We start from the raw sequence: 21,562 nt of genomic DNA, 5'->3' as shown, positions 1-21,562 counted from the left end.
CACGCCGACCGGGAACGCCGACCGGGAACGCCGAGCGGGAACCAGGCGACGGGGCTACTCCGCCAGGGCGATGTCGTGGGGGCGGATGGGGACCCGGGTCAGCGGGAGACCGGTGGCGGCGCGCACGGCGGCGGCCACGGCCGGGGTGGAGGAGAGCGTGGGCGGCTCGCCGGCGCCCCGCAGGCCGTACGGCGAGTCGGGGTCGGGGTTCTCCAGGATCGACAGCCTCATCGGCGGCATGTCGAGGATCGTCGGGATCAGGTAGTCGGTGAACGACGGGTTGAGCACCCTGCCATCCCTGACCTGGATCTCCTCCATGAGGGCGAGCCCGAGCCCCTGCGCGGAACCGCCGTGGATCTGCCCTTCGAGCGCGAGGGGGTTGAGGATCCTGCCCACGTCCTGCACGGCGGCGAGCTCGACCACCTTGACCAGGCCGAGGTCGACGTCCACGTCCACCACGGCGCGGTGGACGCACAGCGCGAGCTGGGTGTGGGAGTCCCCCTGCCCGGTGAGCGGGTCCATCGGGTAGGTCGGCCGGTGCCGGTACTCGCGGGTCTCCTCCACCGGCCCGAACCTCTCGAGCAGGTCTTCGAGCGTGAGCCCCGGGTTCTCCGCGCGCAGCTTGTCCAGCCGCTCGCGCACGGCCTCGCACGCGGTCTTGACGGCGCCCCCGGTGACGTACGACTGGCGGGAGGCCGAGCTGGAGCCCGCCGAGCCCACCGAGGTGTCGGCCGGGGCGACGGTCACCCGGTCGATGCCGAGCTCGGTGCGGGCGATCTGCGTCTTGACCATGATCAGGCCCTGCCCGACCTCGGCGGCGGCCGTGTGCACCAGCACGTGCGCCTCGCCGCCGAGCAGCTCGACCTTGACCCTGGCCGTCGAGTAGTCGTCGAAGCCCTCGGAGAAGCAGATGTTCTTGATGCCCACCCCGTACCCCACGCCCCGCCGTACACCCTCGCCGTGGGTGGTCTGGGCGACCCCGCCCGGCAGGGAGCGCAGGTCGGGGGAGCGGGAGGAGTCCGGCAGCGGCATGGCGGCCAGCTCGCGCAGCATGCCGGCGAGCGGCGCGGGCGACTCGATCACCTGGCCCGTGGCCAGCCGTGACCCCTGGGAGACGGCATTGAGCACCCGCACCTCGATCGGGTCGATGCCGCACGCCTCCGCCAGCCTGTCCATCTGGGACTCGTAGGCGTAGCAGGCCTGCACGGCGCCGAAGCCGCGCATCGCCCCGCAGGGCGGGTTGTTGGTGTACGCGCCGTAGGCGTCGATCCAGACGGTGTCCACCTCGTACGGCCCGACGCCGAGGGACGCGGCGTTGCCGACCACGGCGGGGGAGGACGAGCAGTACGCGCCCCCGTCGAGGACGATCTCGGCCCTGACGTAGACGAGCTTGCCCTCGCGGGTGGCGCCGTGCTCGTACCGCATGCGGGCGGGGTGCCGGTGGACGTGGCCGAAGAACGACTCCTCGCGGCCGTAGACCATCTTGACCGGCCTGCCGGTGCGCAGGGCCAGCATGCTGGCGTGGATCTGCATCGAAAGGTCCTCGCGGGCGCCGAACGCCCCGCCGACCCCGGCCAGCGTCAGCCGCACCTTCTCCTTGGGCAGGCCGAGGCAGGGGGCGAGCTGGTCCTGGTCGACGTGCAGCCACTGCGTCGCGATGTAGAGGTCGATGCCGCCGTCCTCCGAGGGCACGGCGAGGCCGGACTCGGGGCCGAGGAACGCCTGGTCCTGCATCCCCACCTCGTAGTCCCCGGTGACCACGACCTCTGCCATGCCGGCGAAGGGCTCGCGGCCGACCCGCACCGGCTGGTGGCGTACGAGGTTGCCGCCCGGCTGGACCTTCGGGCATTCAGGGTCGAACAGGGCGCGGTGTGTGTCGGTGACCGCCTCGCGCAACTCGTACTCGACCACGATCGCCGCCGCCGCCCGCCGGGCGGTCTCGGGGTGGTCCGCCGCCACGATCGCGACGGCCTCCCCCTGGTAGCGCACCTGGTCGATGGCGAGGACGGGCTGATCCTTGTGCTCCAGGCCGTAGAACCGCTCGCCGGGGACGTCCTCGTGGGTCAGCACGGCGTACACGCCCGGCATGGCGAGCGCGGCGCCGACGTCGACCGACCTGATCCACGCGGACGGGTGAGGGCTGCGCAGAGTCGCGCCCCACAGCATGTCCGCCAGGTAGAGGTCGGAGGAGTAGGCGAACTCTCCGGTCACCTTCAGGTTGCCGTCCGGGCGGGTCACGCTCGCCCCGACCCCCTGCCCCAGGCCCTGGCTCTGGCTGCTCGCGGTATGGGTCACACGGGCAGTACATCAGCCCAGCTCAGGGCCGCCAATAGGCGCACCCGCGAAACGCCGCGGCGGGCCCGGGACAGGACTTGTAGGTTCGTCCAAAGACGCGCGGATAGCCTGGGACTGTGCGTATACGAGAACTGCTCGCGATGGACCAGCTCGGGCTCGGCCTGCTGTCGGATCCCGAGCATGCGGACCGGCGGTTCACCGGCGTGCACATCACCGACCTGCCCGATCCGGGACGCTACCTGTCCGGGGGAGAGCTGGTGCTCACGGGGCTGATGTGGCGCAGGGACCCCGAGGACTCCCGGCGGTTCGTCGAGATCCTCGCCGCCGCGAAGGTGGCGGCGCTGGGCGCGGGCAGGGCCTGGCTGGGCGTCGTGCCGGACGACGTGGTGGAGGCGTGCCGCGAGCACGACCTCCCCCTGCTGGACGTGCCGACCGAGGTGTCCTTCCGCACGCTCAGCGAGCTGGTGGAGACCCGCCTGGCCGGGGCCAGGGCCGTGGACCTGCGCGGCGCTCTCGGCCGGCACCGCCGGATCGTCGCCGCCGTGGCCGACGGCGCGGGCCTGGACGAGCTCTTCGCACTGACGGCCGAGGAGCTGGGCGTCAACGGCGCCGTGATCTCCTCGACGGGCACGGTCATCGCGGGACGGCTCGAAGGAGACCTCCCCGTACGGCTCGCGCGGGAGTACCTGTCGGCCACGCGGCTGCCCCATCTGGTGACGACCCCGCAGGGGCCGTTCACGCTGTTCGGGGTCGACCGGGCGCACCGGGCGGCGGGGTGGGCGCTGGTCTGCGACGCCGACCTGCTCGCCGACGCGGACACCGGCTTCGAGCTCGCGGCCTGCGTGGCGCTGGAGCGCGGCCGCGCCGAGGAGGGCCGCAGGGTCGAGCGGCGCCTCGCCGAGGAGTTGATCGCGCTCGCCTGCTCCGGCGAGGCCGACCCCGCCGAGGTGGCCGCGCGGCTGCGCACGTGCGGGATCGACGCCACGCGTCCGTACGCGGTGGTGACGGCGACCGTCACCCGGCCCGGCGCCACCGAGGGGCCCGACCCCGCCGTGCTCGGCGGCCAGGTGATCGAGGAGCTGCTGGACCGCAGGGTGGTCGCCGCCGCGGGGGCGGACGGAGCGGTCGCGCTGGTCCCGCTGATCGAGGCGCCGGAAGACCAGCCTCGAAAGGCGAATATCGGCGGGGCCGTAAACGAGGCCGAAAAACCGGGCGGAAAGGAGGCCGGGCGAACGGGCGGGAGCCGGGCCGGAAAGGAGTCAGGGGCGGTGCCGGAAACCGGGATCAGTGCCGGAAACGTCCCCTGGACCACGGCGCGCGTGCGGAGTAACGTGCAAGTGCAAACTCGATCGCAAGTGCAGCGTAGCGTGCAAGCGCTTCTCGACCTGTTGGGGGGCAGGGTGGCGACACTTCAGGCGGCCCTGCCGAGGACGAGAGTGTCAGTCGGTGTGAGCGCAGGCCTGATCGGCCCCGGAGCCATCCGCGGTGGCGCCGAGGAAGCGGGCCACGCGCGGCGCATGGCGGAAGCACGCGGGGGAGGGGTGGTGACCAGCGATGAGATCTACACACATGTTCTCTTGCTGGCCACGGTTCCCGACAACGTGCGCAGATCCTTCGCGGATCGCGTGCTGGCCCCGCTCTTCGCCTACGACCGCAGGCATCAGTCGGAGTTGGTCCGCACGCTCGGGACCTTCCTCGACTGTGCCGGGTCGTGGAACGCGTGCGCGGAGCAAATGCACGTGCATGTGAACACAGTGCGCTACCGCATCCGGCGTGTAGAGGAGCTGACCGGCCGAGACCTGTCCGCAATGGAGGACAGGGTCGACCTCTTTCTCGCTCTACGTGCCGGTTGAGTCACAAATCAGCAGCACAACGAGTCTTGGACCTTCATAAGGGAAGACGCGGTAGCGGTTGCGGCCGTAGCATGACCTGCGAGGCCCAAAGTGGCCGCGAACAGGACAGTTAGGGCAGACAAGGCGAGCCGGCGGCGACGCATGGCAAACTCCCGTCGATAGTGTCTGTCGTGGGATTACATCATCAAGGGGTGCTGGTGACTGGTCAAGATCTGGTAGGTCAGCGAATCAAGACGATTCGCCGCCAGCGTGGTCTATCGCAGGCGCAGTTGGCACACCCTGAATTGTCCGATAGCTATGTATCACTTATCGAGAGCGGCAAGCGTACGCCGACTGCGGCCGTTCTGGAACTGCTGGCGGCGAAGCTCGAGTGTTCCCTAACTTATCTGATCAACGGGGTCACCGCCGAGCAGATGCAGGATTTGGAACTCGGCCTCCGTTACGCCGCCCTCGCCCTGGACAACGGCGAGGTCGCCGAGGCCCGCCGCCGCTACGCCGAGCTGCTCGGTGACGGCAGCCTCGCGGGTCTCGCCTCCCTGCGGCAGCAGGCCGAGTACGGCTACGCGCTCGCCAGCGAGGCGTGCGGCGAACTCGACGAGGCGATCAGCGTCCTGTCGCGGCTCAGCGAGTCGAGCGGGGAGACGCTGCCCCCCGACCAGGCGGTCGCCGTCGCGGTCGCGCTGTCCCGGTGCTACCGCGAGCGCGGCGACCTCGGCCCGGCCGTCCGTGTCGGTGAGGAGATGCTTCTCGGGCTGCGCAGGCCGGCGTGGAACGACGACCTCGTCGAGCTGGGCGCGACCCTGCTCGGCGCCTACATCGTGCGCGGCGACCTGCTGAGGGCGCGCCAGTTCGCCGCCGAGCTGCTGGCGGCGGCCGAGATGCTCGGCACTCCCCGCGCCACCGTCGCGGCCTGCTGGAACGCCGCCGTCGTCGCCGAGCAGACCGGCCGCGGCGAGGAGGCCCTGGCCCTGACCGAGCGGGCACTCGCGGTGCAGTCGGAGAACGGCGAGCCCCGCAACCTCGCCCGCCTGCGGCTGTCGTACGCCATCCTCCTGCTGCGGGTCCGTCCTGAGCAGGCCGAAGCCTGCCGCGACCTGTTCCTGCGGGTCGAGCGCGAGCTGGCCGAGTCCTCGGCGAGCACGGTCGACACGGCACGCTGTGCCGTCGAGCTGGCCAAGGCCGAGATCGTGCTCGGCGACCCCGCCAAGGCCGTCGCCTACGCCAGCCGCGGCAGGGACCTTCTGGACGAGCGAGCCCGTACCCTCCGGCTCGACGCCCACCTGGTCATCGGCAACGCCCTGCTCAGGCTGAGCCGCTCTGAGGAGGCCGCGGCCGAGCTGGCCAAGGTCGAGGAGCTGCTGGCGCACGTGCCGTCCTCGCGCAGGGCGGCGGAGGGCTGGCTGACCGCGGCCAAGGCCCTGGAGCAGCTTGACGACGGCGAGGCCACCGAGGCCGCCTACCACCGGGCGCTCGCCAGCGCCGGCCTGTAGGACACCTCACCGAGCCGTGCCGCCCCCGCCCGGAAGGCGCCCGGGCTCCACGGCTCGGGGACGCGTCGAGCAGGTGGGCGACGGCACGGTAAGGACCGGCCCCTCACCTGAGTAGCCTTAGGGTGCTATGAGGACTTCCCCGCTTGCCGCCGCGCTCGCGCTCGTCGTCGCCGTCGTGCTGGGCACGGCCTTCGCGTCGCCGGCCCTGGCCCACACGGCGCTCAGGAGCAGCGACCCCGAAAAGGGTGCCACTGTCGAGAGTCTCGACTCGGTGACGCTGACGTTCAACGAGGCCGTGCGATTCCCCGTCGTGCTGGTGCGCGACGCCGGGGGCCAGGCGCACCAGGAGGGCAAGCCCAGGACCGACGGGCCGAAGGTCATCCAGAAGGTCGCGGGAGCCCTCCCGTCCGGGAAGTACACCATCGCCTGGCGGGTGGTCTCCGACGACGGGCACCCCATCGAGGGGGAGATCCCCTTCACGGTGAAGGCCCCGAAGGCCTCGCCGTCCGCCTCGCCGGTCCCCTCCACGCAGGAGAGCACCGCCGTCGCGAGCCCCTCGGCCGCCGCGACGCCCACCTCCGTGAACGCCACTCCCGCCGCACGGCAGGAGGAGCAGAAGAGCGGGGGCATCCCCGCCTGGGTGTGGATCGTCGTCTTCGGCATCGCGGGCATCGGCATCGGCATGGTCATCAGCCTGCGGAAGAAGCCGTGAGCAAGCAGCCCGCGAGCAGACGGCCCGTGAGCGTGGAGCCGGCGGCCGACGCGGCGGGCAGGGCCGCCCGTCTCGCGGTCGCGGGCGTCTGTGTGGCGCTCGGCGGCCTGGTCGTGGCCATGATCGTCGGCGGCGCGGCGACCCCGCGCATCATCCCCGGGCTGCCCGACGAGGGCACGCTCACCCGCTGGGCGCTTCCCGTGTCCAAGCTGACCATGGACGTCATGGGCGTCCTCACCGTCGGCCTGCTGCTCCTCGCCACCGCGCTTCTCCCGAACGACAAGGGCCTGCTCGGCAAGCCCGCGCTCGGCTACGTCAGGGCCGCTTCGTGGACCGGCCTCGGCTGGGCCCTGGCGGCGGCCTCCACGCTGGTGTTCAGCCTGTCCGAGACGCTGGGCACGCCGGTCACCGACGTCCTCGGCGGCGAGGAGCTCACCAGCTACGCCAGCCAGGTGCCCCAGGGCATCGCGCTGACCCTCGTCGTGCTGTTCGGCACGGCCATCGCGCTGTTCTCGCGCGGAGCGATCACCGCCGGGGCCTCCGGAGGGCTGCTGCTCCTCGCACTGGCCACGCTGATGCCCCCCGCGCTGACCGGCCACTCCTCCTCCGCGCCGAACCACGGGCTCGCCACGACCAGCGTCGCGCTGCACCTGCTGGTGCTGTCGCTGTGGGTCGGCGGGCTCCTGCTGCTCTGCGCGCACGCCCTGCGGGGCGAGCCGCACCTCGACCTCGCCGCGCACCGGTTCTCCCGCATGGCGCTGTGGTGCTTCGCCGGCGTCGGCCTGTCCGGGGTGTTCAGCGCGATCGCCCGGCTGACGTCGATCCAGGAGATCTTCACCACCTCCTACGGGCTGATCGTCCTCGCCAAGGTCGTCGCGTTCGCCGGTCTCGGAGTGGTCGGCTGGTGGCACCGCGGGCGCACCCTGCCCGCGCTGTCCGCGGGCAAGCCCGGTGCCTTCACCAGGCTCGCCGGCGTCGAGGGCCTGATCATGCTGGTGGCGGTCGGCCTCGCCGTCGCGCTCTCGCGCACCGCCCCGCCGCCGCTCGACCTTCCGGTCGACCGCGCCTTCGAGCTGCTGGGCTACCTCATCCCGCCGCCGGTCTCCATCGGGAACCTCCTCACGCTGTGGTGGTTCGACCTGTTCTTCGCGGTCCTGGCGGGCCTGCTGGCCGGCCTCTACGGCGCGGGCGTCGTACGCCTGGCGCGCCGCGGCGACCGCTGGCCGCGCGGCCGCACGATCAGCTGGGCCGTCGGCGTGCTCCTGCTCGTCCTCGTCACGCAGAGCGGGGTCGCCAGGTACGCCCCTGTGCTGTTCAGCGTGCACATGACCGAGCACATGATCCTGTCGATGCTGGTGCCGATCTTCCTGGTGCTGGGCGCCCCGGCGACCCTGGCCCTGCGGGCGCTCAAGCCCGCCGCCCGCAGGGGCGACCGGGGCCCGCGCGAGTGGGTCGTCACGATCCTGCACAGCAGGATCACCAAGGTCGTCACCCATCCGGCGATCGCCACCGCCATCTTCATCGTCTCGACGTACGCCCTTTACTTCACACCGCTCTTCGCCGCCGCCATGGAGGAGCACCTCGGGCACATCGCGATGACCCTCCACTTCCTGCTCAGCGGATGCCTGTTCTTCTGGGTGATCATCGGAGTGGACCCCGCGCCGACCAAGCTGCCGTACTTCGGGCGCCTGCTGCTGCTCTTCGTCACCATGCCGTTCCACGCGTTCTTCGGCATCGCGCTGATGAACATGGGCACGGTCGTGGCCTCCGAGTGGTACGACCAGCTCGGACGCACCTGGGGCGACCCCGCGCTCGCCGACCAGAGCACCGGCGGGGCCATCGCCTGGGCGTTCGGCGAGATCCCCACGCTGATCGTGCTGATCGCGCTCGCCTTCCAGTGGTACCGCGACGACGACCGCACGGCCAGGCGCTCCGACCGGCGGGCCGACGCCCGCGCCGCCAAGGAGGGCGGCACCGGGGACGCCGAGCTGGACGCCTACAACGCCTATCTCGCCAAGCTCGACAAGAGCAACAGAGAGTAGCCCGGGCCACCCCGCTGTGACCGCAAGGGGAAGGTCTGCCGTCTCCCGAGCGCGCTGATGCCTACCTGCGGGTAGCGTGGCATCAAGGAGTTCGGGCATAGATACCTTGGGCGGGCTTTCGGCAGACGGGCCCACCGGGGTGGCTTCGCCTCTACCCCAAGCGATTTCCAACCGCTCTTCAGCACGCGTCGGTAGCGTCGCCCGCCACTCATCGGGCGACGCGGTGGGGCCGGGTCACGTAGCCCGGAGCGGTGCGCCGAGGAGGGTTGGGGAGTTGTACGAAGAGTTGCGCATGCGCGGAAAGCGAAGCCTGGCGCGGGCGATCGAGGACTACCTGACGGAATGGTCCGAGCGCACCGGCATCACCGTCGAGGTCTGGGCGATGCCCAAGGAGCGGGTGACCGGGCCGGTCGCCGACGCCGTGTACGCGGTGGTGCTGGAGGCCCTGACCAACGTCGAGCGGCACAGCGGCGCGCACACCCTGTCCGTCGCCCTCACCACGGGGCGCGGAGGGCTGAGGCTGACCGTCAGCGACAACGGCATCGGTTTCCCGCCGGGCCGTACGGGCCGGGGCATGGACGCGATGAAGCGGCGCTTCAGCGAGGTCGGGGGCACGCTGACGATCAACAGCGTCGTCGGCGAGGGCACCACCGTGAGCGGCCAGATCTGACCTGGGGCGATCAGCAGGTGGGGCTCGGCGGCTGCTGCGCGTAGAGGCGGCCGCACTGGCGGATCACCACCTGCCGGCCCTCGGGGTTCACGGTGACCAGCAAGATCGGGCGGTCGAGTGCGTGCCGCCCGTCCGGGGCGCCGTGCAGCTTGACCAGCCCGCTGTCGCCGTCGATCACCTCCAGCTTCTCCAGTGCCAGCAGCACGCCTCCCCGCTCGACCACGCCAGGACCGCCGTCGACGGCCGAGGGGCCTCCCTGGCCGGAGAACGCCACCTGGGCCGCCCGCATGAGCGCCTCGGCCGCGTCCTGGGCCTGCACCGCGTACTCCTTGGACGGCACCTCGGTCCTCGGCAGCCTGTCCATGTGGAGGGACGTGACCAGCGCGTCGAACTCCTGGAAGAAGTCGGTCTTGAACCGCCGGGGGACGGAGTCCCAGGCGCTCGGCGACGCCAGCGCGACGTACGTCACCCGCACGCGGTTGTTCCGGCCGAGCTGGAGCTCGTGGTCGTTGACGTACTGGGTGATGTCGTCGTTGGCCATGACCGTGAGCTGGTGGCACTGCGACTTGGCGATCGCGTCGATGAAGGCCCCGAACTGCGCGGTGCGGCCGGCGTAGTACACCAGGTCGGGCTTCTCGGGCCGGGTGCACACGTCGGTGACCTTCTCCTCCAGCCCGGCCGCGTTGGCGTACCCGGCCGACGTCGCCCCCTTGCCGAAGGCGCGGACGAACCTGGCGCCGAGATCCCTGCTGAACAGGTCGCTCAGCATGGTGTCGGTGAAGACGGCCGCCGTGCGGGCGGGCGGGATGCCCTGCTGGGGCAGGCCCTCGCGGGCCCACCGCGCGGCCACGTCGGCCAGCCGGCTGTTGGGCGTCGCCAGCGGGAAGAACGAGGGGATGTACGCGTCGCCGCCCTCCCGGCGTCCCAGGTCGTCGAACGTCGCCGTGGTGCTGATCAGCGGGACGGCCTTGCGGGCGAGGAGCTGGATCGCGGCCTGCACCTGCTGCCTGCTCTCTCCCAGGCCGACCACGCCGATGACGGTCGGGTCGTCCTGGATCCTGCGCAGCGCCTCCCTCGCGACGTCCTCGGCGAACCGGAAGTCGGCCCCCGCGTTCGCGATCAGGATGCGCATCTGCAGCTTGCTGCCGTCACCGCTGTTGTCGATCAGCTTGCGCTGCTCCAGGACCAGGCCGGCCAGCTCGCCGTGGATGTCGGTGATCGGGTCGCCGGCGCCGACCGACGACTTCCCCGTGGTGGTGAGTTTCCCGAAGTAGATCACCGTCGCGTACGGATGGCCGGAGGCCAGGATGGCGCGGTTCTGGTGGTCGATCACGCCGAGCATGCGGGAGAGGTGCTCGTCGAAGACGAAATCGCCCTCGCTGATGCCGACGCACTCGCCCGTGGACGCGCGCCAGATGTCGGGGCCGCAGTTGGTGGTGGCCGTCGCGAGCACGCGCACGAACGACAGGGAGACGAGTGCCGTCACCGCCAGCCACGGGAGGACCGGGTGCGCCAGCACGGGACGGCGGCGCCCGCGGACCGGCACGTTGATCTTCTCCAGGATCGGGGCGTCCTTGGCCTCCATCTCGATGCGCAGCACCCGGTGCGAGCCCACGGCGCGGTCCCTGGCCAGCTCGGCGCCCCACTGCTGCCACAGCTCCTCGGTGAGCTCGGGAGGTCCCGACATCACGGGAGTGCGGGCGGGGGGCGGCGGGGCCTGGCCGCCGCCAGGGCCGGTCACGACGACGAGCAGCGGGTCGGGCAGGCACGTGGCGGTGCGCACCTCCTCGATGCGCGCGACCAGGCGGGTGGCCCCACCGTCCACCAGCAGGACGGGGTACGAGGTGCGGGCCCACGCGACCCGCCGCCACACCTTCCACAGCCGGCGCTCGTACCCCTGCCGGAGATCTTCGAGGAAGGCGTTCACCAGGAGGTGCTCGATGCCCTCGTTTGCCTGGACGGCCTCCTGCCTCTTGCGGTCGTCGGCGGAGTCGGCCCCGTGCAGGGGGACGGCCTCCGCCCGGCCGCGGGCCTGGAGCAGGCGCACGGCGAAGCCCGTGATGTCGTGCGGCTGGTTCCTGCGCTGCCCCGGCATCAGGTACGGCTGGCGGCAGAACCACATGTAGCGGCGGCGCCCGGCCCAGCTGCGGGAGAGCAGCAGCACGTGCAGCGATCCGATGACCGGCCCGGCGAGGATCGCGCAGACCCCGAACAGGGTGGTGAGCTGGTCGGCCCAGCCGGCGCCGAGCAGGGCCGTGGCGGCGGCCCAGGCCGGCAGCGGGCCCTCGGAGTAGGCGCGCACGTTGGCCCAGAAGTTGCGCCGGTCCTGGCCCGTGCCCGCCCGGATCTGCCTGCGGCGCTGCCGGACGGCCTTCTTCACCCCGTCGTGGAGGCGGTCGGGCTCGTCGTCGGTCACCTGGAGGTCGAGCAGCCAGAGCACCTGGGCGAACAGCGGGAACCTCAGGTGCGCCTCGCCGGGCGGGGCGACGGCGGCGAGGTCCCGCGTGGCCTGCCGCAACCGCGTCACCAGCGCGGCGTACGGCGGCGCGTGGCGCTCGCGGGACGGCGGCGAGCCCTCCTCGTCGTCCGGCGACGGCCCGAGGTGGGCGAAGGGGGTGCCGTCGCACCGGTCTTCGAGCGCCTGGGCGACGGAGGTCGTCGCGGTGTACGGACCGGTGACCCACAGGACCGGCACGGGCAGGTCGCCGTTCCGCCAGGTGGGGCGGACGCGCATCTGGTCGAAGACGCGCAGGAACTCGCGGATGCCCTCGTGCCGCCGGCGGTAGCTCTCGTCGGGGTCGTGTTCGGAGATCACGCCGATGTCGCCGGAGGGAGGGGCGACCGGCGCCGGGACGACCGGGTCTCCCGGGTATGGGGAGGAAGGCACTGCTGAGGTCACTTGGGTCTGCTCCGGATCGACAGGGGCTCGTCGGGCTCGCTTTCCGGCGTTCTCCGTGAATGGGGTGTGAGGGGTTCCCGCCGGTTTAGGGGGATGCCTGATTACCGGTCGGGAGTCGCCCCCCATGAGCGGTCTTTGCGTATATGGAGGGATATGCTGGCTCTCGCTCTGTCCAGCATAGGTTGCGCGACGGGCCGGCGGTGGTTCCGTCGCCCTATTCGAGGGCAGAGCGATCGCCTTTGATTTCGCGTGGCCCGTTATTCCGGCAAACTAATGCCGAAAAATCGGCTTATCGACACTTAAAGCCGCTTTGATGTGCACGGCGGTCGGAGGTCGCGGCCGTTGGAGATCGTGGTCCGCGGAAGTCGCGGCCGTCAGGGATCGCGGCCGTCATAGGTCGCGGCGCATGCAGACCCGGGGCCAGCGGTTGAGGCCGTGCTCGGCCTCCTTGCGGCGCAGGGCGCGCAGTCCCGGCGTCAGCTCGGCGTCGTCGAGGTACCAGAACCCGCAGCGCTCGTAGTACGGGGCGTTCCACGGCACGCGGGTGAAGGTGATCAGGGTGAGGGCGGGGATGCCCTCGTCCTTGGCGTAGGCCGCGGCGTGCTCGATGAGCGAGCGTCCCATGCCCCGGTGCGCCGAGGCCGGGTGCACGGAGACCTGCTCCAGGTGGAGGTTGCCGTCGATCACATCGGCGATGAGGTAGGCGACCGGCCGGTTGCCGGGGTCGGCCTTCACCCACGCGCGCCCGGCGCGCTGGTAGCCGGCCAGGACGTCGAGGGGGAGGGGCTCGTCGGCGGCGATCGCCGCCATGCCGACGTCGTGGAAGGACCGCCCGGCCGCACGCTCGATGTCCTGGAGGAGGGGAAGCTCGTCGATGCCCGCCACACGGATGCTCATCGCGTCATTGTCGCTGGCGCGGCGCCCTGTGAACAGTCGTTATCCGTCTCGCAAGATGCCCGGCCATGACGGGGCCCGCGGGCGCGGCCGTGACGGCGGACCGCCCGGGAGCGGGCCGGTGTTCAGGCCGGGCTATCGGCCATTCTTCAGGTCATCGATGAACAGGGACCACTGGGCCGAGGTGAAGATCAGGGGCAGGCCCCCGGGATTCTTCGAGTCGCGTACGGCGATCGAACCGGGGAGGTCGGCCGCCACCTCGACGCAGTGGCCGCCGTTGTCACCACTGAAGCTTGATTTACACCAATGCGCCGTACTTAGGTCCATTTGTCCGCTGCTTCCTTGATGACTTTGAGCGAGAGGGACTGCGGGTAGGCCTCGGCCCTGATGGCGTCGTAACGAGTGGTGAGGGACGCGATCACGTTTCGATCGTTCATCGTGCGGCCGTCAGGTATTGAATCCACATATACCGTATATGGCGTGCCGCGCTGTTCGGCTATAACGAAACCGGCAAGCAATCCCGCGATCGCCTCCGCGTCGAAGGGAACGATCTGGATGGTCACCTTCGGGTGGCGGGCGATTTCGAGAAGGTACTCCATCTGGGCGCGCATCACCTCGGCGCCGCCGATGGGCCGGCGGAGGACCCCCTCGTCGATCAGGCTGAGGATCGCGGGAGGGCTCTCCTGGGACAGGATCTGCCTGCGCTGCATGCGGCCCATGACCCGCTCCTCCACCTCCTCGGGCGTGCTGCCGGGGGCGCGCGCGAAGATGCGCCTGGCGTACGGCTCGATCTGGAAGATGCCGGGCACCAGCAGCGGGTCCCACGCCTGGAGCGCTGTGGCCCGGCGCTCCTCGACCGTCCAGTCGCGGAAGTGGTCGGGGACCGGGGGAGGGGGCGGCCAGCCTTCGAGGTGGAGCGCGGCGAGGACGCCGTCGAGGCCGAGGGCGTCGTCGCAGCGCCTGGCGAAGTCGTCGCTGGGGGTGCGCTTGAGGTTCTCGACGGCGCCGATGAGGCTGCCGGAGAAGCCGATCGTGCGGCCGAGCCCCGCCTGGGTGAGCTTCGCGAGAAGGCGGTGGCGCTGGAGCTCATACGCGAAGCGGGCGCGGGCGGAATCTTCGGGGTTGATTCTCGTCATATGCGGCATTTCAAGCTCCTCGCTCCGGCCTCGGGGGATGTCGCGGCAGGCGACGACCGTTCCACGCGGGAGAGAACTCCTCCGTGTAGCTGTTCGGCTACCAAAGGTAATGGATGGCGGACGCCCGCGCATTGTGCGCGAAAGGCCGTGACACCGGCCCTGCCGCCTTGACTCCGGCATATCTTTCGCGCGTCAGGGTGTGCGGAGCGTGACCTTTCGGATCCATCGTGACCCCTGGTCGCCGCGTTATAACAAGAGCGCATTGACCCAGGTGAGGAGCCTGCTGGAGGTCGCCTTCCCACGTCGTCCCGCTACTGGGCGGGCGCGGGATGATCTCTTAATGGCACCAGATCGGCTGAAATGATGACGAGACGGGCGTCAGTCAGTAAAGCTCACAGCTACCCCCCGCGTTTTTTGGGCAGTGGGTCTTCAGGACGCCGAGGGTCAGGCATGGGAGGACGGGTGTCGGTGCCTCGTTCGAGCTACGGGTTCTCGCCGGACGTGGCCGCGGCCTTGAGCCAGGCCGACCGGGGGCTCCGCGCGCGCATGGGCAACCATCACGCCCTGTTCGACTACTGGCGCTTCGCCATGAGCACGATCTGCTGCGTGGAGGCGTTCTACGTCGGGTTCTACCGGGAAGGCCGGAAGATCGTCTACCCGTACACCTTCGACGACACCATGGCCATCAAGAGGTACATCCCTCCGGAGGTCTTCGGGTACGGGCCGAAGGGGCAGGCCGCGTGGATCCTCGCGCACCGGCGCCCGTACACCTTCGCCAGTGACAACGGCCTGCTGCTGCACCGCGGCATCTCCTTCGGCGACGAGGAGCGGGTCTCGGCCGACGCCATCACGATCCCGCTGTTCGAGACGAGGGACGGCATGCCCGAGGTGATCGGCCTCGCGTCCATCCAGACCTACAAGAGCAACTCCTACACCGACGAGCACGTGCGGGCCTTCGAGTGGACGGCGAGGTCCGTCACGACCGTGCTGGCCCGGGAGCGGGAGGACGACCTCAACCGCAAGGAGCTGGCGGCGCCCGTGGACGGCGCGGCCGAGAACGACCAGCCCTCGGTCGCCGAGGTGGTCCAGGACGTCTCGGAGATCCTCGCCGGCATCCACACGCGGATCTGCGCGATCGAAGGGGCCGTCCCGGCGGGCGAGCGCGAGCTGGTGCGCCTGGTCACGGAGCTGCGGCAGCAGTGCGAGCAGGGCCAGACCAAGACGATGGACATCATCTCGCGGCCGTCGGTCCACGCGGAGAACCTCCTCAACTCGCTGTCCTCCAAGGAAAGGGAGATCGCCTTTCTGATCGCCCGCGGAGGGCTGACGAACAAGGAGATCGCGGCGCGGGTTTTCGTCACCGAGTCGACCATCAAAGGCCACGTCTCCCGTATATTGCGGAAACTCGGGGTGGAACAGCGTTCGGGTATCGCGGCGCGGCTGGAGCATTTCTTCGACTAGTGACGCCCGGCGGCGGCATGGTAGATACCCACTGTACGACCCGGGAATGCCGCTGCCCGCCGCGTGCACGTTTGTTGCGGCAGGTCCGCAATAAACGTGCAGCTGCACGTTCGAGACTTAACAAGGGCGGCTTCCGGCGCGCTTCAGGCCTTTCCGCCGGGCCTGTAATCGGCCATTCCCGTCACCCACGGTCGGCGAAGGCTCACCCGCTGAACGCGGGTAGTACTTAGTACTGGCACCTGCCCGCCGAAAACCCACCGTAGATGTGTGCACTTTGGCTGATCAGTGCGGATATTGTCCTTATGTCAAGAGGGTGGGATTTGTCGGTACCTGGCCGCTTTCCGGCGCGAGCGGCGGTCGCGCGAAGCGGTATCCGGTACGGGCGCGGGCAAGGAGCCGGCTATGGAGGGGTTGACCATTGCCATCCTCGTGGTCCTGCTGTTTTCCGGAATAAGGTTCTCCTGGAAGAACCGCCAGGGGAGTGAGGCGCTGGAGTCCGTCGCCGGCGATTTCCCGCTCACTCCGGAAAGGGCAGCGGAGATCGCGGCGGAGGCCGGTCTGACGGCGTGGGAGAGAATCGCGGGAACGGCCGCGCGAGTGGTGCCGGCCGGCGACGGATGGCGGTTCGCGTTCGCGTGCAGGGCGGGAGTGATGGGTTTCGAGTTCCGCGGGCTTCCCGGCTCGGCGGGCTGCCGGGTGACCGGCCGCGCCGAGGAGGTCGCCGTCATCCGGTTTCCCGAGGTCGGAGGCCTCGGCGCGTCGTCCACCAATGTCCTTTACATGAGGCTGGGACTGCCGCGTAACCCGGCGAAGCTGCTCAGGCGGCGCCAGAGGGTGTTCCGGGCCCTGTCGCGGGCGGCACTCGGCGGCGAGCGCGCCTGCGGGCTCGCCCGGGTCGGCGCGGTGAGCCGGCGCTGAGCTCCCCCAGGGCCGTACGTCCGTTTCGCCGCCAGGCGGGGGGTGGCGAAACGGACGCACGGCGGGGGCGCGCGGACGTACAGGCGGTCAGTCGCGGGTGATGCGCACGTCCACGACCGCGGACCGGCCCGACTCGACGGCGTCCAGCCCTCGCCGGAGCGCGGAGACCAGTTCGGCCCGGTCGGTGACGGTCTCGCCGTGGGCGTGGCAGGCGCGTGCCACCGCCGCGAGGTCGGGTGGCGCGACGAACCGAGTGCCCTCGGCGTCGCCCCGGGTGGCCGAGAGCCCATCGGGGAAGAGCTCGAAGACGGGCAGCCTGCTCGCACGGTAGCCGTCGTTGTTCAGTACGACCGCCATGATCGGGGCGTTCGCCTCGGCGGCGAGGCACAGCGCGGCCGTCGGCACGCCGAACATGAAGCCGCCGTCGCCGAGCACGGCCACCACCCGGCTCCCCGGCGAGGCCAGGCTGACCCCGACCGCTCCGCCGAGCCCCCAGCCGAGCCCCGGAGTCCCCGTGCCGTACAACGTGGCGGGACGGCTGCGGTCCAGCACCTCGTGCAGGACGCGGGCGTTGGTCACGGCCTCCTCCACGACGAGGTCGTCCGCGCGTAGCACGTCGTTCAGGGCGGTGACCACCTCGTACGGGGTGATCGGCCCGTCCGTGGGGGCCGTGCCCGCGGCGACGGGCGCCGCTTCCGGCCGTCCCGCGGGCGGCATGGCGTGGCCCATCTCCTCAAGGCGCTCGACGATCTGGCCGAGCGCGGTGACGCCGTCGGCGGTCACGGCCACGTCGGCGGGGAACGTCCACATCGGCATGTCGGTCTTCAGCGGGTCCGGGTCGATGTGGACGATCGTGGCGCCGTCCCGCGGCCGGGTGAACCTCGGGATCCACGGCACGTCGGCGTCCACGACGAGGATCAGGTCTGCCTCCTCGACCGCCCGCTGCCCGTCGGCCGCCGCCAGGAGGTTCATCGGGTGGGACTTCGAGATGTTGAGGCATCCGCTCTCCGCGACGTCGATGACCCGCACCCCGGCCAGGTCGGCGAGGCGCGTGACCGAAAGGAAGCCCTCGGGACGCCGCCCGGCCTTCGCGGTGATGAGCAGGGGCCGCTCGGCCTCCACCAGCCGCTCGGCGATCCACCGCACGGTGTCGGCGTCGGCCGCCGGAGGGCGGGGGACGGCGTACCCGGTGGTGCGGCCGAGCTCGCGCGCGGGCGGGTCCATGAGCACGTCACGGGAGACCATGAGGTACGCCGGGCCCGGCAGGCCGCCCGTCGCCACCTGCACCGCGCGGCCGATCGCGCGGGCCAGCATGGCGGGCCGGGTGACCTCCACGACCCACTTGGCGTAACCGCGCACCGTGCCTGCCTGGTCGGGCACGTCCTGCTGCCAGTGGATGACGTGCGAGCGCCCGCCGGGGGAGCCCGGCTCCTCGGCGTACGGGGTCTTGCCCGCGATGACGATCACTCCGGCGCGGTCGCGCAGCGCGTTGTGCATCATGGCGCCGAGGTTCTGCGTGCCCACGTCCACATGGACGAAGACGCACTGCGGGCGGCGGGTCACCTGCCAGTAGCCGTGCGCGGCCGCGAGGGCCACCGACTCGAACGAGCAGGTGATGATCTTCGGGATGGCGACGTCCGCCTTGGCGAGCGTGGCGACCGCCTCCTGGAGCGGGGCGGAGTCGGTGCCGGGGTTGAGGAAGAGATGCTCGACGCCGTGCTGGGCGAGCAGCCAGAGCAGGTGCTCGGCGGTCGTCGCCGGCTGGAAGTCGTCCACGCGCTTCTCCTCATATGGCGAGCTCTCGCGCCGTAGGTGGTGGGATGCCGAGCGTAGAAGATCAGCGCCCGCCGCGTCTGCCCCCGCGCGGTGCACGGCCCCGTGGGGCGGCCCGCCCGGCCGCCGATCCCTGCGACCGCACCTCACGGGCGCCCCGCGGGGGCCGTTAGGAGCGCCACGCCGGGGGCAGGTGCTCGCCTGCCGCCTTCGCGATCAGCACTAGTGTCGTGAGGCGACCTGCGTGAGACCCCCGGCGGACGGAGCAGGAACAGTGATCGTCATTCGTCGTCCGGCCGCTGGAGCCGCCACGTGACCCGCGTGCTCCCGGCGTCCACCGGGGTCGTCCGTGCCCATCCGGGGCCGGGCTGGCGGGCAGGGGTGTGGCGGACGGCCGGCGTGGCGGCCCTGGCCCTGGCCCTGATGCTGGTGGCGTGGCCCGCCATGGCGGATGGGGGACCGGTCGCGGCCACCGCCGGTGACGGGGCCGCGCCGCGGCTGGAGGATCACCCCTGCCCGGTGGCCGTGCCGTCCGGCACCCGCTGCGGCTACCTGGTGGTGCCGGAGCGCAGGGACGTCCCGGCGAGCCGGGAGATCCGCGTCGGCTACGCCGTTCACCGCTCGGCGGCGGCCGACCGCAAGCCCGATCCGGTCGTCTACACCAGCGGCGGCCCGGGCTCCGCCTCGATCCAGCTCACCGGCTACCTCACCGACATGCTCCTCGGCCGTGACCGGGACGTCGTCGTGATCGAGCAGCGGGGCAGCCGGTGGTCGCGGCCGCGCCTCGACTGTCCCGAGATCGCCCGGGCCCTCGTCGGCGCGCTGGCGCTGCCCGGCCAGACCGGCGACCCCGCCGAGCGGGCCGAGATCGCCGCGGGCGCCGGGGCCTGCCGAGACCGGCTCACCCGGCAGGGCGTCGACCTGCGCGGATACGTCACCAAGGAGATCGCGGCCGACGTCGCCGACCTGCGGCGCGCGCTCGGGTACGACCAGTGGAACCTGTTCGGCGTGAGCTACTCCACCCGGTCGATGCTGGCCGCCGCGACCGCCGACCCCGCGGGCACGCGTTCTGTGGTCCTGGACTCCTTCTGGCCCGCGCAGTCCCGCCACTACGACGAGGCCCGAGCCGACCTGGCGAGCGCCCTGTCGAGGCTCGGCGGCAGGTGGCCGGGGCTTCCCGGCCGCTTCGCCACGATGGTCACCCGCCTCAACGAGCGTCCCGCCCCGGTCGACACGACCGACCCGCTCACCGGCCGTCCGGTCACCCTGCGCCTCACCGGCGACGACGTGGCCACGATCCTGACCGAGGCCATGCACGAGGTGGACGTCCTGCCCGTCGTCCCCGCGCTGGTCGACGGGGTGGCCGAGGGGGACCTGCGCCCGTTGCGGATGCTGGCCGACCAGGTGGGGGGCGGGCTGCTGTCGCACGAGTTCGGCCTCTACTACGCCGTGATGTGCCAGGACGAGGCGCCCTTCAACACCTTCGCCGACCAGGGGCACCCCCGGCAGTTCACCGTGACCGCCGACCAGGCCGTCTGCGCCGCGTGGGGGCTGCCTCGCTCGGCCGCCGCGCCCGCGGTGCCGGCCGCGAGCGTCTCGGCGGCTCCGGTGCTGGTCGTGGGCGGGGAGTACGACCCGGCCACGCCGCCCGGGCGCGCCAAGGCCGCCTCCCAGGCCCTGCCCGGCGCGCGCTTCGCGGAGTTCGCGGGAGTGGGGCACGCGGTCTTCCTGTCGAGCCGCTGCGGGCGCCAGACGATCTCGGCGTTCGTCGCCGCCCCCAGCGCCACGGCGGCGCCCTGCGACCCGCGCCAGGCGGCCTACCAGGTCTGGCGTCCGGGGGAGTTCCACCTCACCCCGGCCGTCTACCGGGTGAGCACGGGAGCCTGGTGGCTGCTCATCCCGTTCGTGCTGTTCTTCCTGACCTCGGCCGTGCAGCTCGGGGCGGGGGTGACGGTGCTGGCACGGCGGCGCGCCGCCAGAGCGGTCTCCCCGGTGGTGGCCCTCACGACGGTCGCCGGCCTGGCCGGGGTGGCGTTCACGTTGTTCGCGGCCGTCGGCGTCTACAGCGTGGCGAGGTCCAACGAGACCGCCCTCGCCGTGGGCATCCCCTCCGCCGTGACGTGGTACGGCACGCTCGCGGTGCTCTCTGCCGTGCTGAGCGTGGCCGTGCTCGCCCGCACCAGGTTCAGGGTGCGCGCCGCCGTGCCGGCCGTCACGGCCGCCGTGCTCCTGGTCTGGTGGTTCCTCTACCTCTAGCCGGAGCCTCGGCCCGGCCGGGAGGTCACGGGAGGGTGAGGATCTCGCTGCCCGTGTCGGTGACGACGATCGTGTGCTCGAACTGGGCGGTGCGCTTGCGGTCCTTGGTCACGGCGGTCCAGCCGTCGGCCCAGACGTCGTACTCGATGGTGCCGAGGGTGAGCATGGGCTCGATCGTGAAGGTCATGCCGGGCACCAGCGTCACCGACAGGGACGGGTCGTCGTAGTGCGGCACGATCAGCCCGGAGTGGAACGACGTCGAGATGCCGTGGCCGGTGAAGTCGCGGACCACGCCGTAGCCGAACCGCTTGGCGTACGCCGCGATGACCCTGCCGACGATGTTGAGCTGGCGCCCTGGGGCCACCGCCTTGATCGCGCGCATCATCGCCTCGCGGGTGCGCTCGACGAGCAGCCGCGACTCCTCGTCGACCTCTCCGACCAGGAAGGTGGCGTCGGTGTCACCGTGGACGCCGCCGATGTAGCCGGTGATGTCGATGTTGACGATGTCGCCGTCGTTCAGCACGGTGTCGTCGGGGATGCCGTGGCAGATGACCTCGTTGATCGAGGTGCAGAGCGACTTGGGATAGCCCCGGTAGCCGAGAGTCGAGGGGTAGGCGCCGTGGTCGCACAGGAACTCGTGGCCGATGCGGTCGAGCTCGTCGGTGGTCACGCCGGGGGCGACGTGCCTGCCGACCTCCTCCAGCGCCTGGGCGGCGATGCGCCCGGCGACGCGCATGCGCTCGATCGTCTCGGGCGTCTGGACGTCGGACTCGCCCCTGCGGGGCTCCTTGCGGCCGACATACTCCGGGCGCTCGATGTGGGCGGGAACCTTGCGTGGGGGCGAGAGCCGTCCTGGCCGGAGCAGTGTCGTCATGCGCCAAGTCTAGTTCGGCTCCACGGGGGCAGGATCTGGCCTGAGAACGAGCGCGGCGGGCGTTTCGGATGTCATCCTTTCGGCCGCCGGGCGAGGAGGGCACATGAGTGACGAGCATTGGTGGTTCTGCCTGAAGCACATGGCGGTCGAGCCCGACAAGGGCTGCCCCAACAAGGACCGCCTCGGGCCGTATGCCACGCGGGACGAGGCGGCGGCCGCGCTGCAGACGGCCGCCGCGCGCAACAAGGCCTGGCGCGAGGAGGACAAGGAGTGGGACGGCGACTAGCCT

Annotated in this window: 16 protein-coding genes; 9 read left to right on the top strand and 7 right to left on the bottom strand. The window is 71.3% G+C overall.

Features of this window, described 5'->3' with window-relative positions; genetic code table 11:
* Window positions 1–54: 54 nt before the first annotated feature.
* Window positions 55–2,295, bottom strand: coding sequence for a molybdopterin cofactor-binding domain-containing protein (locus ACOZ38_RS32285; RefSeq protein ID WP_424534848.1), 2,241 nt, complete (start codon window positions 2,293–2,295; stop codon window positions 55–57).
* A 116-nt stretch (window positions 2,296–2,411) separates the two neighbouring features.
* Between ACOZ38_RS32285 and ACOZ38_RS32280 the strand changes: the two genes are divergently transcribed.
* From ACOZ38_RS32280 to ACOZ38_RS32260, 5 genes are all read left to right on the top strand, one after another.
* The gene (locus ACOZ38_RS32280; RefSeq protein WP_424534847.1) at window positions 2,412–4,148 is read left to right on the top strand and encodes a PucR family transcriptional regulator; all 1,737 of its coding nucleotides are present in this window, start codon (window positions 2,412–2,414) and stop codon (window positions 4,146–4,148) included.
* Between the two features lie 161 nt (window positions 4,149–4,309).
* Window positions 4,310–5,638, top strand: coding sequence for a helix-turn-helix domain-containing protein (locus ACOZ38_RS32275; RefSeq protein WP_424534846.1), 1,329 nt, complete (start codon window positions 4,310–4,312; stop codon window positions 5,636–5,638).
* Between the two features lie 127 nt (window positions 5,639–5,765).
* Entirely contained in the window at window positions 5,766–6,350 is a 585-nt protein-coding gene (locus ACOZ38_RS32270; RefSeq protein ID WP_424534845.1) for a copper resistance CopC family protein, read from the top strand.
* Window positions 6,347–8,392, top strand: coding sequence for a cytochrome c oxidase assembly protein (locus ACOZ38_RS32265; protein WP_424534844.1), 2,046 nt, complete (start codon window positions 6,347–6,349; stop codon window positions 8,390–8,392). The genes ACOZ38_RS32270 and ACOZ38_RS32265 overlap by 4 nt, the downstream gene beginning before the upstream one ends.
* Window positions 8,393–8,684: 292 nt before the next feature.
* Window positions 8,685–9,062: a sensor histidine kinase gene (locus tag ACOZ38_RS32260; RefSeq protein WP_405139385.1), complete on the top strand. Its 378-nt coding sequence runs from the start codon at window positions 8,685–8,687 to the stop codon at window positions 9,060–9,062.
* 10 nt (window positions 9,063–9,072) lie between these two features.
* Here ACOZ38_RS32260 and ACOZ38_RS32255 read toward each other — a convergent pair whose 3' ends face one another.
* The 4 genes from ACOZ38_RS32255 to ACOZ38_RS32240 form a co-directional block, all read right to left on the bottom strand.
* Window positions 9,073–11,961, bottom strand: a complete 2,889-nt coding sequence (locus tag ACOZ38_RS32255) for an ABC transporter substrate-binding protein (protein ID WP_424534843.1) — start codon at window positions 11,959–11,961, stop codon at window positions 9,073–9,075.
* Window positions 11,962–12,351: 390 nt separating this feature from the next.
* Complete coding sequence (locus ACOZ38_RS32250; protein ID WP_424534842.1) at window positions 12,352–12,858, bottom strand: GNAT family N-acetyltransferase; 507 nt, start codon at window positions 12,856–12,858, stop codon at window positions 12,352–12,354.
* Between the two features lie 132 nt (window positions 12,859–12,990).
* Window positions 12,991–13,182 (bottom strand): DUF397 domain-containing protein, encoded by a 192-nt coding sequence (locus ACOZ38_RS32245; protein ID WP_424534841.1) that lies wholly within the window; start codon window positions 13,180–13,182, stop codon window positions 12,991–12,993.
* Window positions 13,173–13,991 (bottom strand): helix-turn-helix domain-containing protein, encoded by an 819-nt coding sequence (locus tag ACOZ38_RS32240; RefSeq protein WP_424534840.1) that lies wholly within the window; start codon window positions 13,989–13,991, stop codon window positions 13,173–13,175. Before ACOZ38_RS32240 ends, ACOZ38_RS32245 begins: the two co-directional genes overlap by 10 nt.
* 468 nt (window positions 13,992–14,459) lie before the next feature.
* Between ACOZ38_RS32240 and ACOZ38_RS32235 the strand changes: the two genes are divergently transcribed.
* Window positions 14,460–15,452 (top strand): helix-turn-helix transcriptional regulator, encoded by a 993-nt coding sequence (locus tag ACOZ38_RS32235; RefSeq protein ID WP_424534839.1) that lies wholly within the window; start codon window positions 14,460–14,462, stop codon window positions 15,450–15,452.
* A gap of 402 nt (window positions 15,453–15,854) precedes the next feature.
* Window positions 15,855–16,370 (top strand): hypothetical protein, encoded by a 516-nt coding sequence (locus ACOZ38_RS32230; RefSeq protein WP_424534838.1) that lies wholly within the window; start codon window positions 15,855–15,857, stop codon window positions 16,368–16,370.
* A gap of 87 nt (window positions 16,371–16,457) precedes the next feature.
* Here ACOZ38_RS32230 and ACOZ38_RS32225 read toward each other — a convergent pair whose 3' ends face one another.
* Window positions 16,458–18,146 (bottom strand): thiamine pyrophosphate-requiring protein, encoded by a 1,689-nt coding sequence (locus ACOZ38_RS32225; RefSeq protein ID WP_424534837.1) that lies wholly within the window; start codon window positions 18,144–18,146, stop codon window positions 16,458–16,460.
* Window positions 18,147–18,455: 309 nt separating this feature from the next.
* On the opposite strand from ACOZ38_RS32225, the gene ACOZ38_RS32220 reads away from it, so the two are divergent.
* On the top strand, window positions 18,456–20,399 hold the full coding sequence (locus tag ACOZ38_RS32220; RefSeq protein ID WP_424534836.1) for an alpha/beta hydrolase: 1,944 nt from the start codon (window positions 18,456–18,458) through the stop codon (window positions 20,397–20,399).
* A 25-nt stretch (window positions 20,400–20,424) separates the two neighbouring features.
* Here the strand turns inward: ACOZ38_RS32220 and map are convergent, their stop codons facing one another.
* Window positions 20,425–21,273 (bottom strand): type I methionyl aminopeptidase, encoded by an 849-nt coding sequence (gene map / locus ACOZ38_RS32215; RefSeq protein WP_405139362.1) that lies wholly within the window; start codon window positions 21,271–21,273, stop codon window positions 20,425–20,427.
* A 103-nt stretch (window positions 21,274–21,376) separates the two neighbouring features.
* Here map and ACOZ38_RS32210 point away from each other — a divergent pair, with 103 nt between their 5' ends.
* Complete coding sequence (locus ACOZ38_RS32210) at window positions 21,377–21,559, top strand: hypothetical protein (RefSeq protein ID WP_405139360.1); 183 nt, start codon at window positions 21,377–21,379, stop codon at window positions 21,557–21,559.
* Window positions 21,560–21,562: the final 3 nt, after the last annotated feature.

The sequence above is a fragment of the Sphaerisporangium viridialbum genome, assembly GCF_049674955.1.
GTDB lineage: Bacteria > Actinomycetota > Actinomycetes > Streptosporangiales > Streptosporangiaceae > Sphaerisporangium > Sphaerisporangium viridialbum.
Note: the sequence above shows the minus strand (reverse complement) of the source record. Positions and strands in the feature narration are given on the sequence as shown.

What these genes read in the sequence shown, in the direction of transcription:
- ACOZ38_RS32270 (WP_424534845.1), top strand. Translation starts at nt 5,766, where the DNA reads ATGAGGACTTCCCCGCTTGCCGCCGCGCTCGCGCTCGTCGTCGCCGTC.
- ACOZ38_RS32260 (WP_405139385.1), top strand. Translation starts at nt 8,685, where the DNA reads ATGCGCGGAAAGCGAAGCCTGGCGCGGGCGATCGAGGACTACCTGACG.
- ACOZ38_RS32250 (WP_424534842.1), bottom strand. Translation starts at nt 12,858, where the DNA reads ATGAGCATCCGTGTGGCGGGCATCGACGAGCTTCCCCTCCTCCAGGAC.
- ACOZ38_RS32245 (WP_424534841.1), bottom strand. Translation starts at nt 13,182, where the DNA reads ATGGACCTAAGTACGGCGCATTGGTGTAAATCAAGCTTCAGTGGTGAC.
- ACOZ38_RS32240 (WP_424534840.1), bottom strand. Translation starts at nt 13,991, where the DNA reads ATGACGAGAATCAACCCCGAAGATTCCGCCCGCGCCCGCTTCGCGTAT.
- ACOZ38_RS32230 (WP_424534838.1), top strand. Translation starts at nt 15,855, where the DNA reads ATGGAGGGGTTGACCATTGCCATCCTCGTGGTCCTGCTGTTTTCCGGA.
- map (WP_405139362.1), bottom strand. Translation starts at nt 21,273, where the DNA reads ATGACGACACTGCTCCGGCCAGGACGGCTCTCGCCCCCACGCAAGGTT.
- ACOZ38_RS32210 (WP_405139360.1), top strand. Translation starts at nt 21,377, where the DNA reads ATGAGTGACGAGCATTGGTGGTTCTGCCTGAAGCACATGGCGGTCGAG.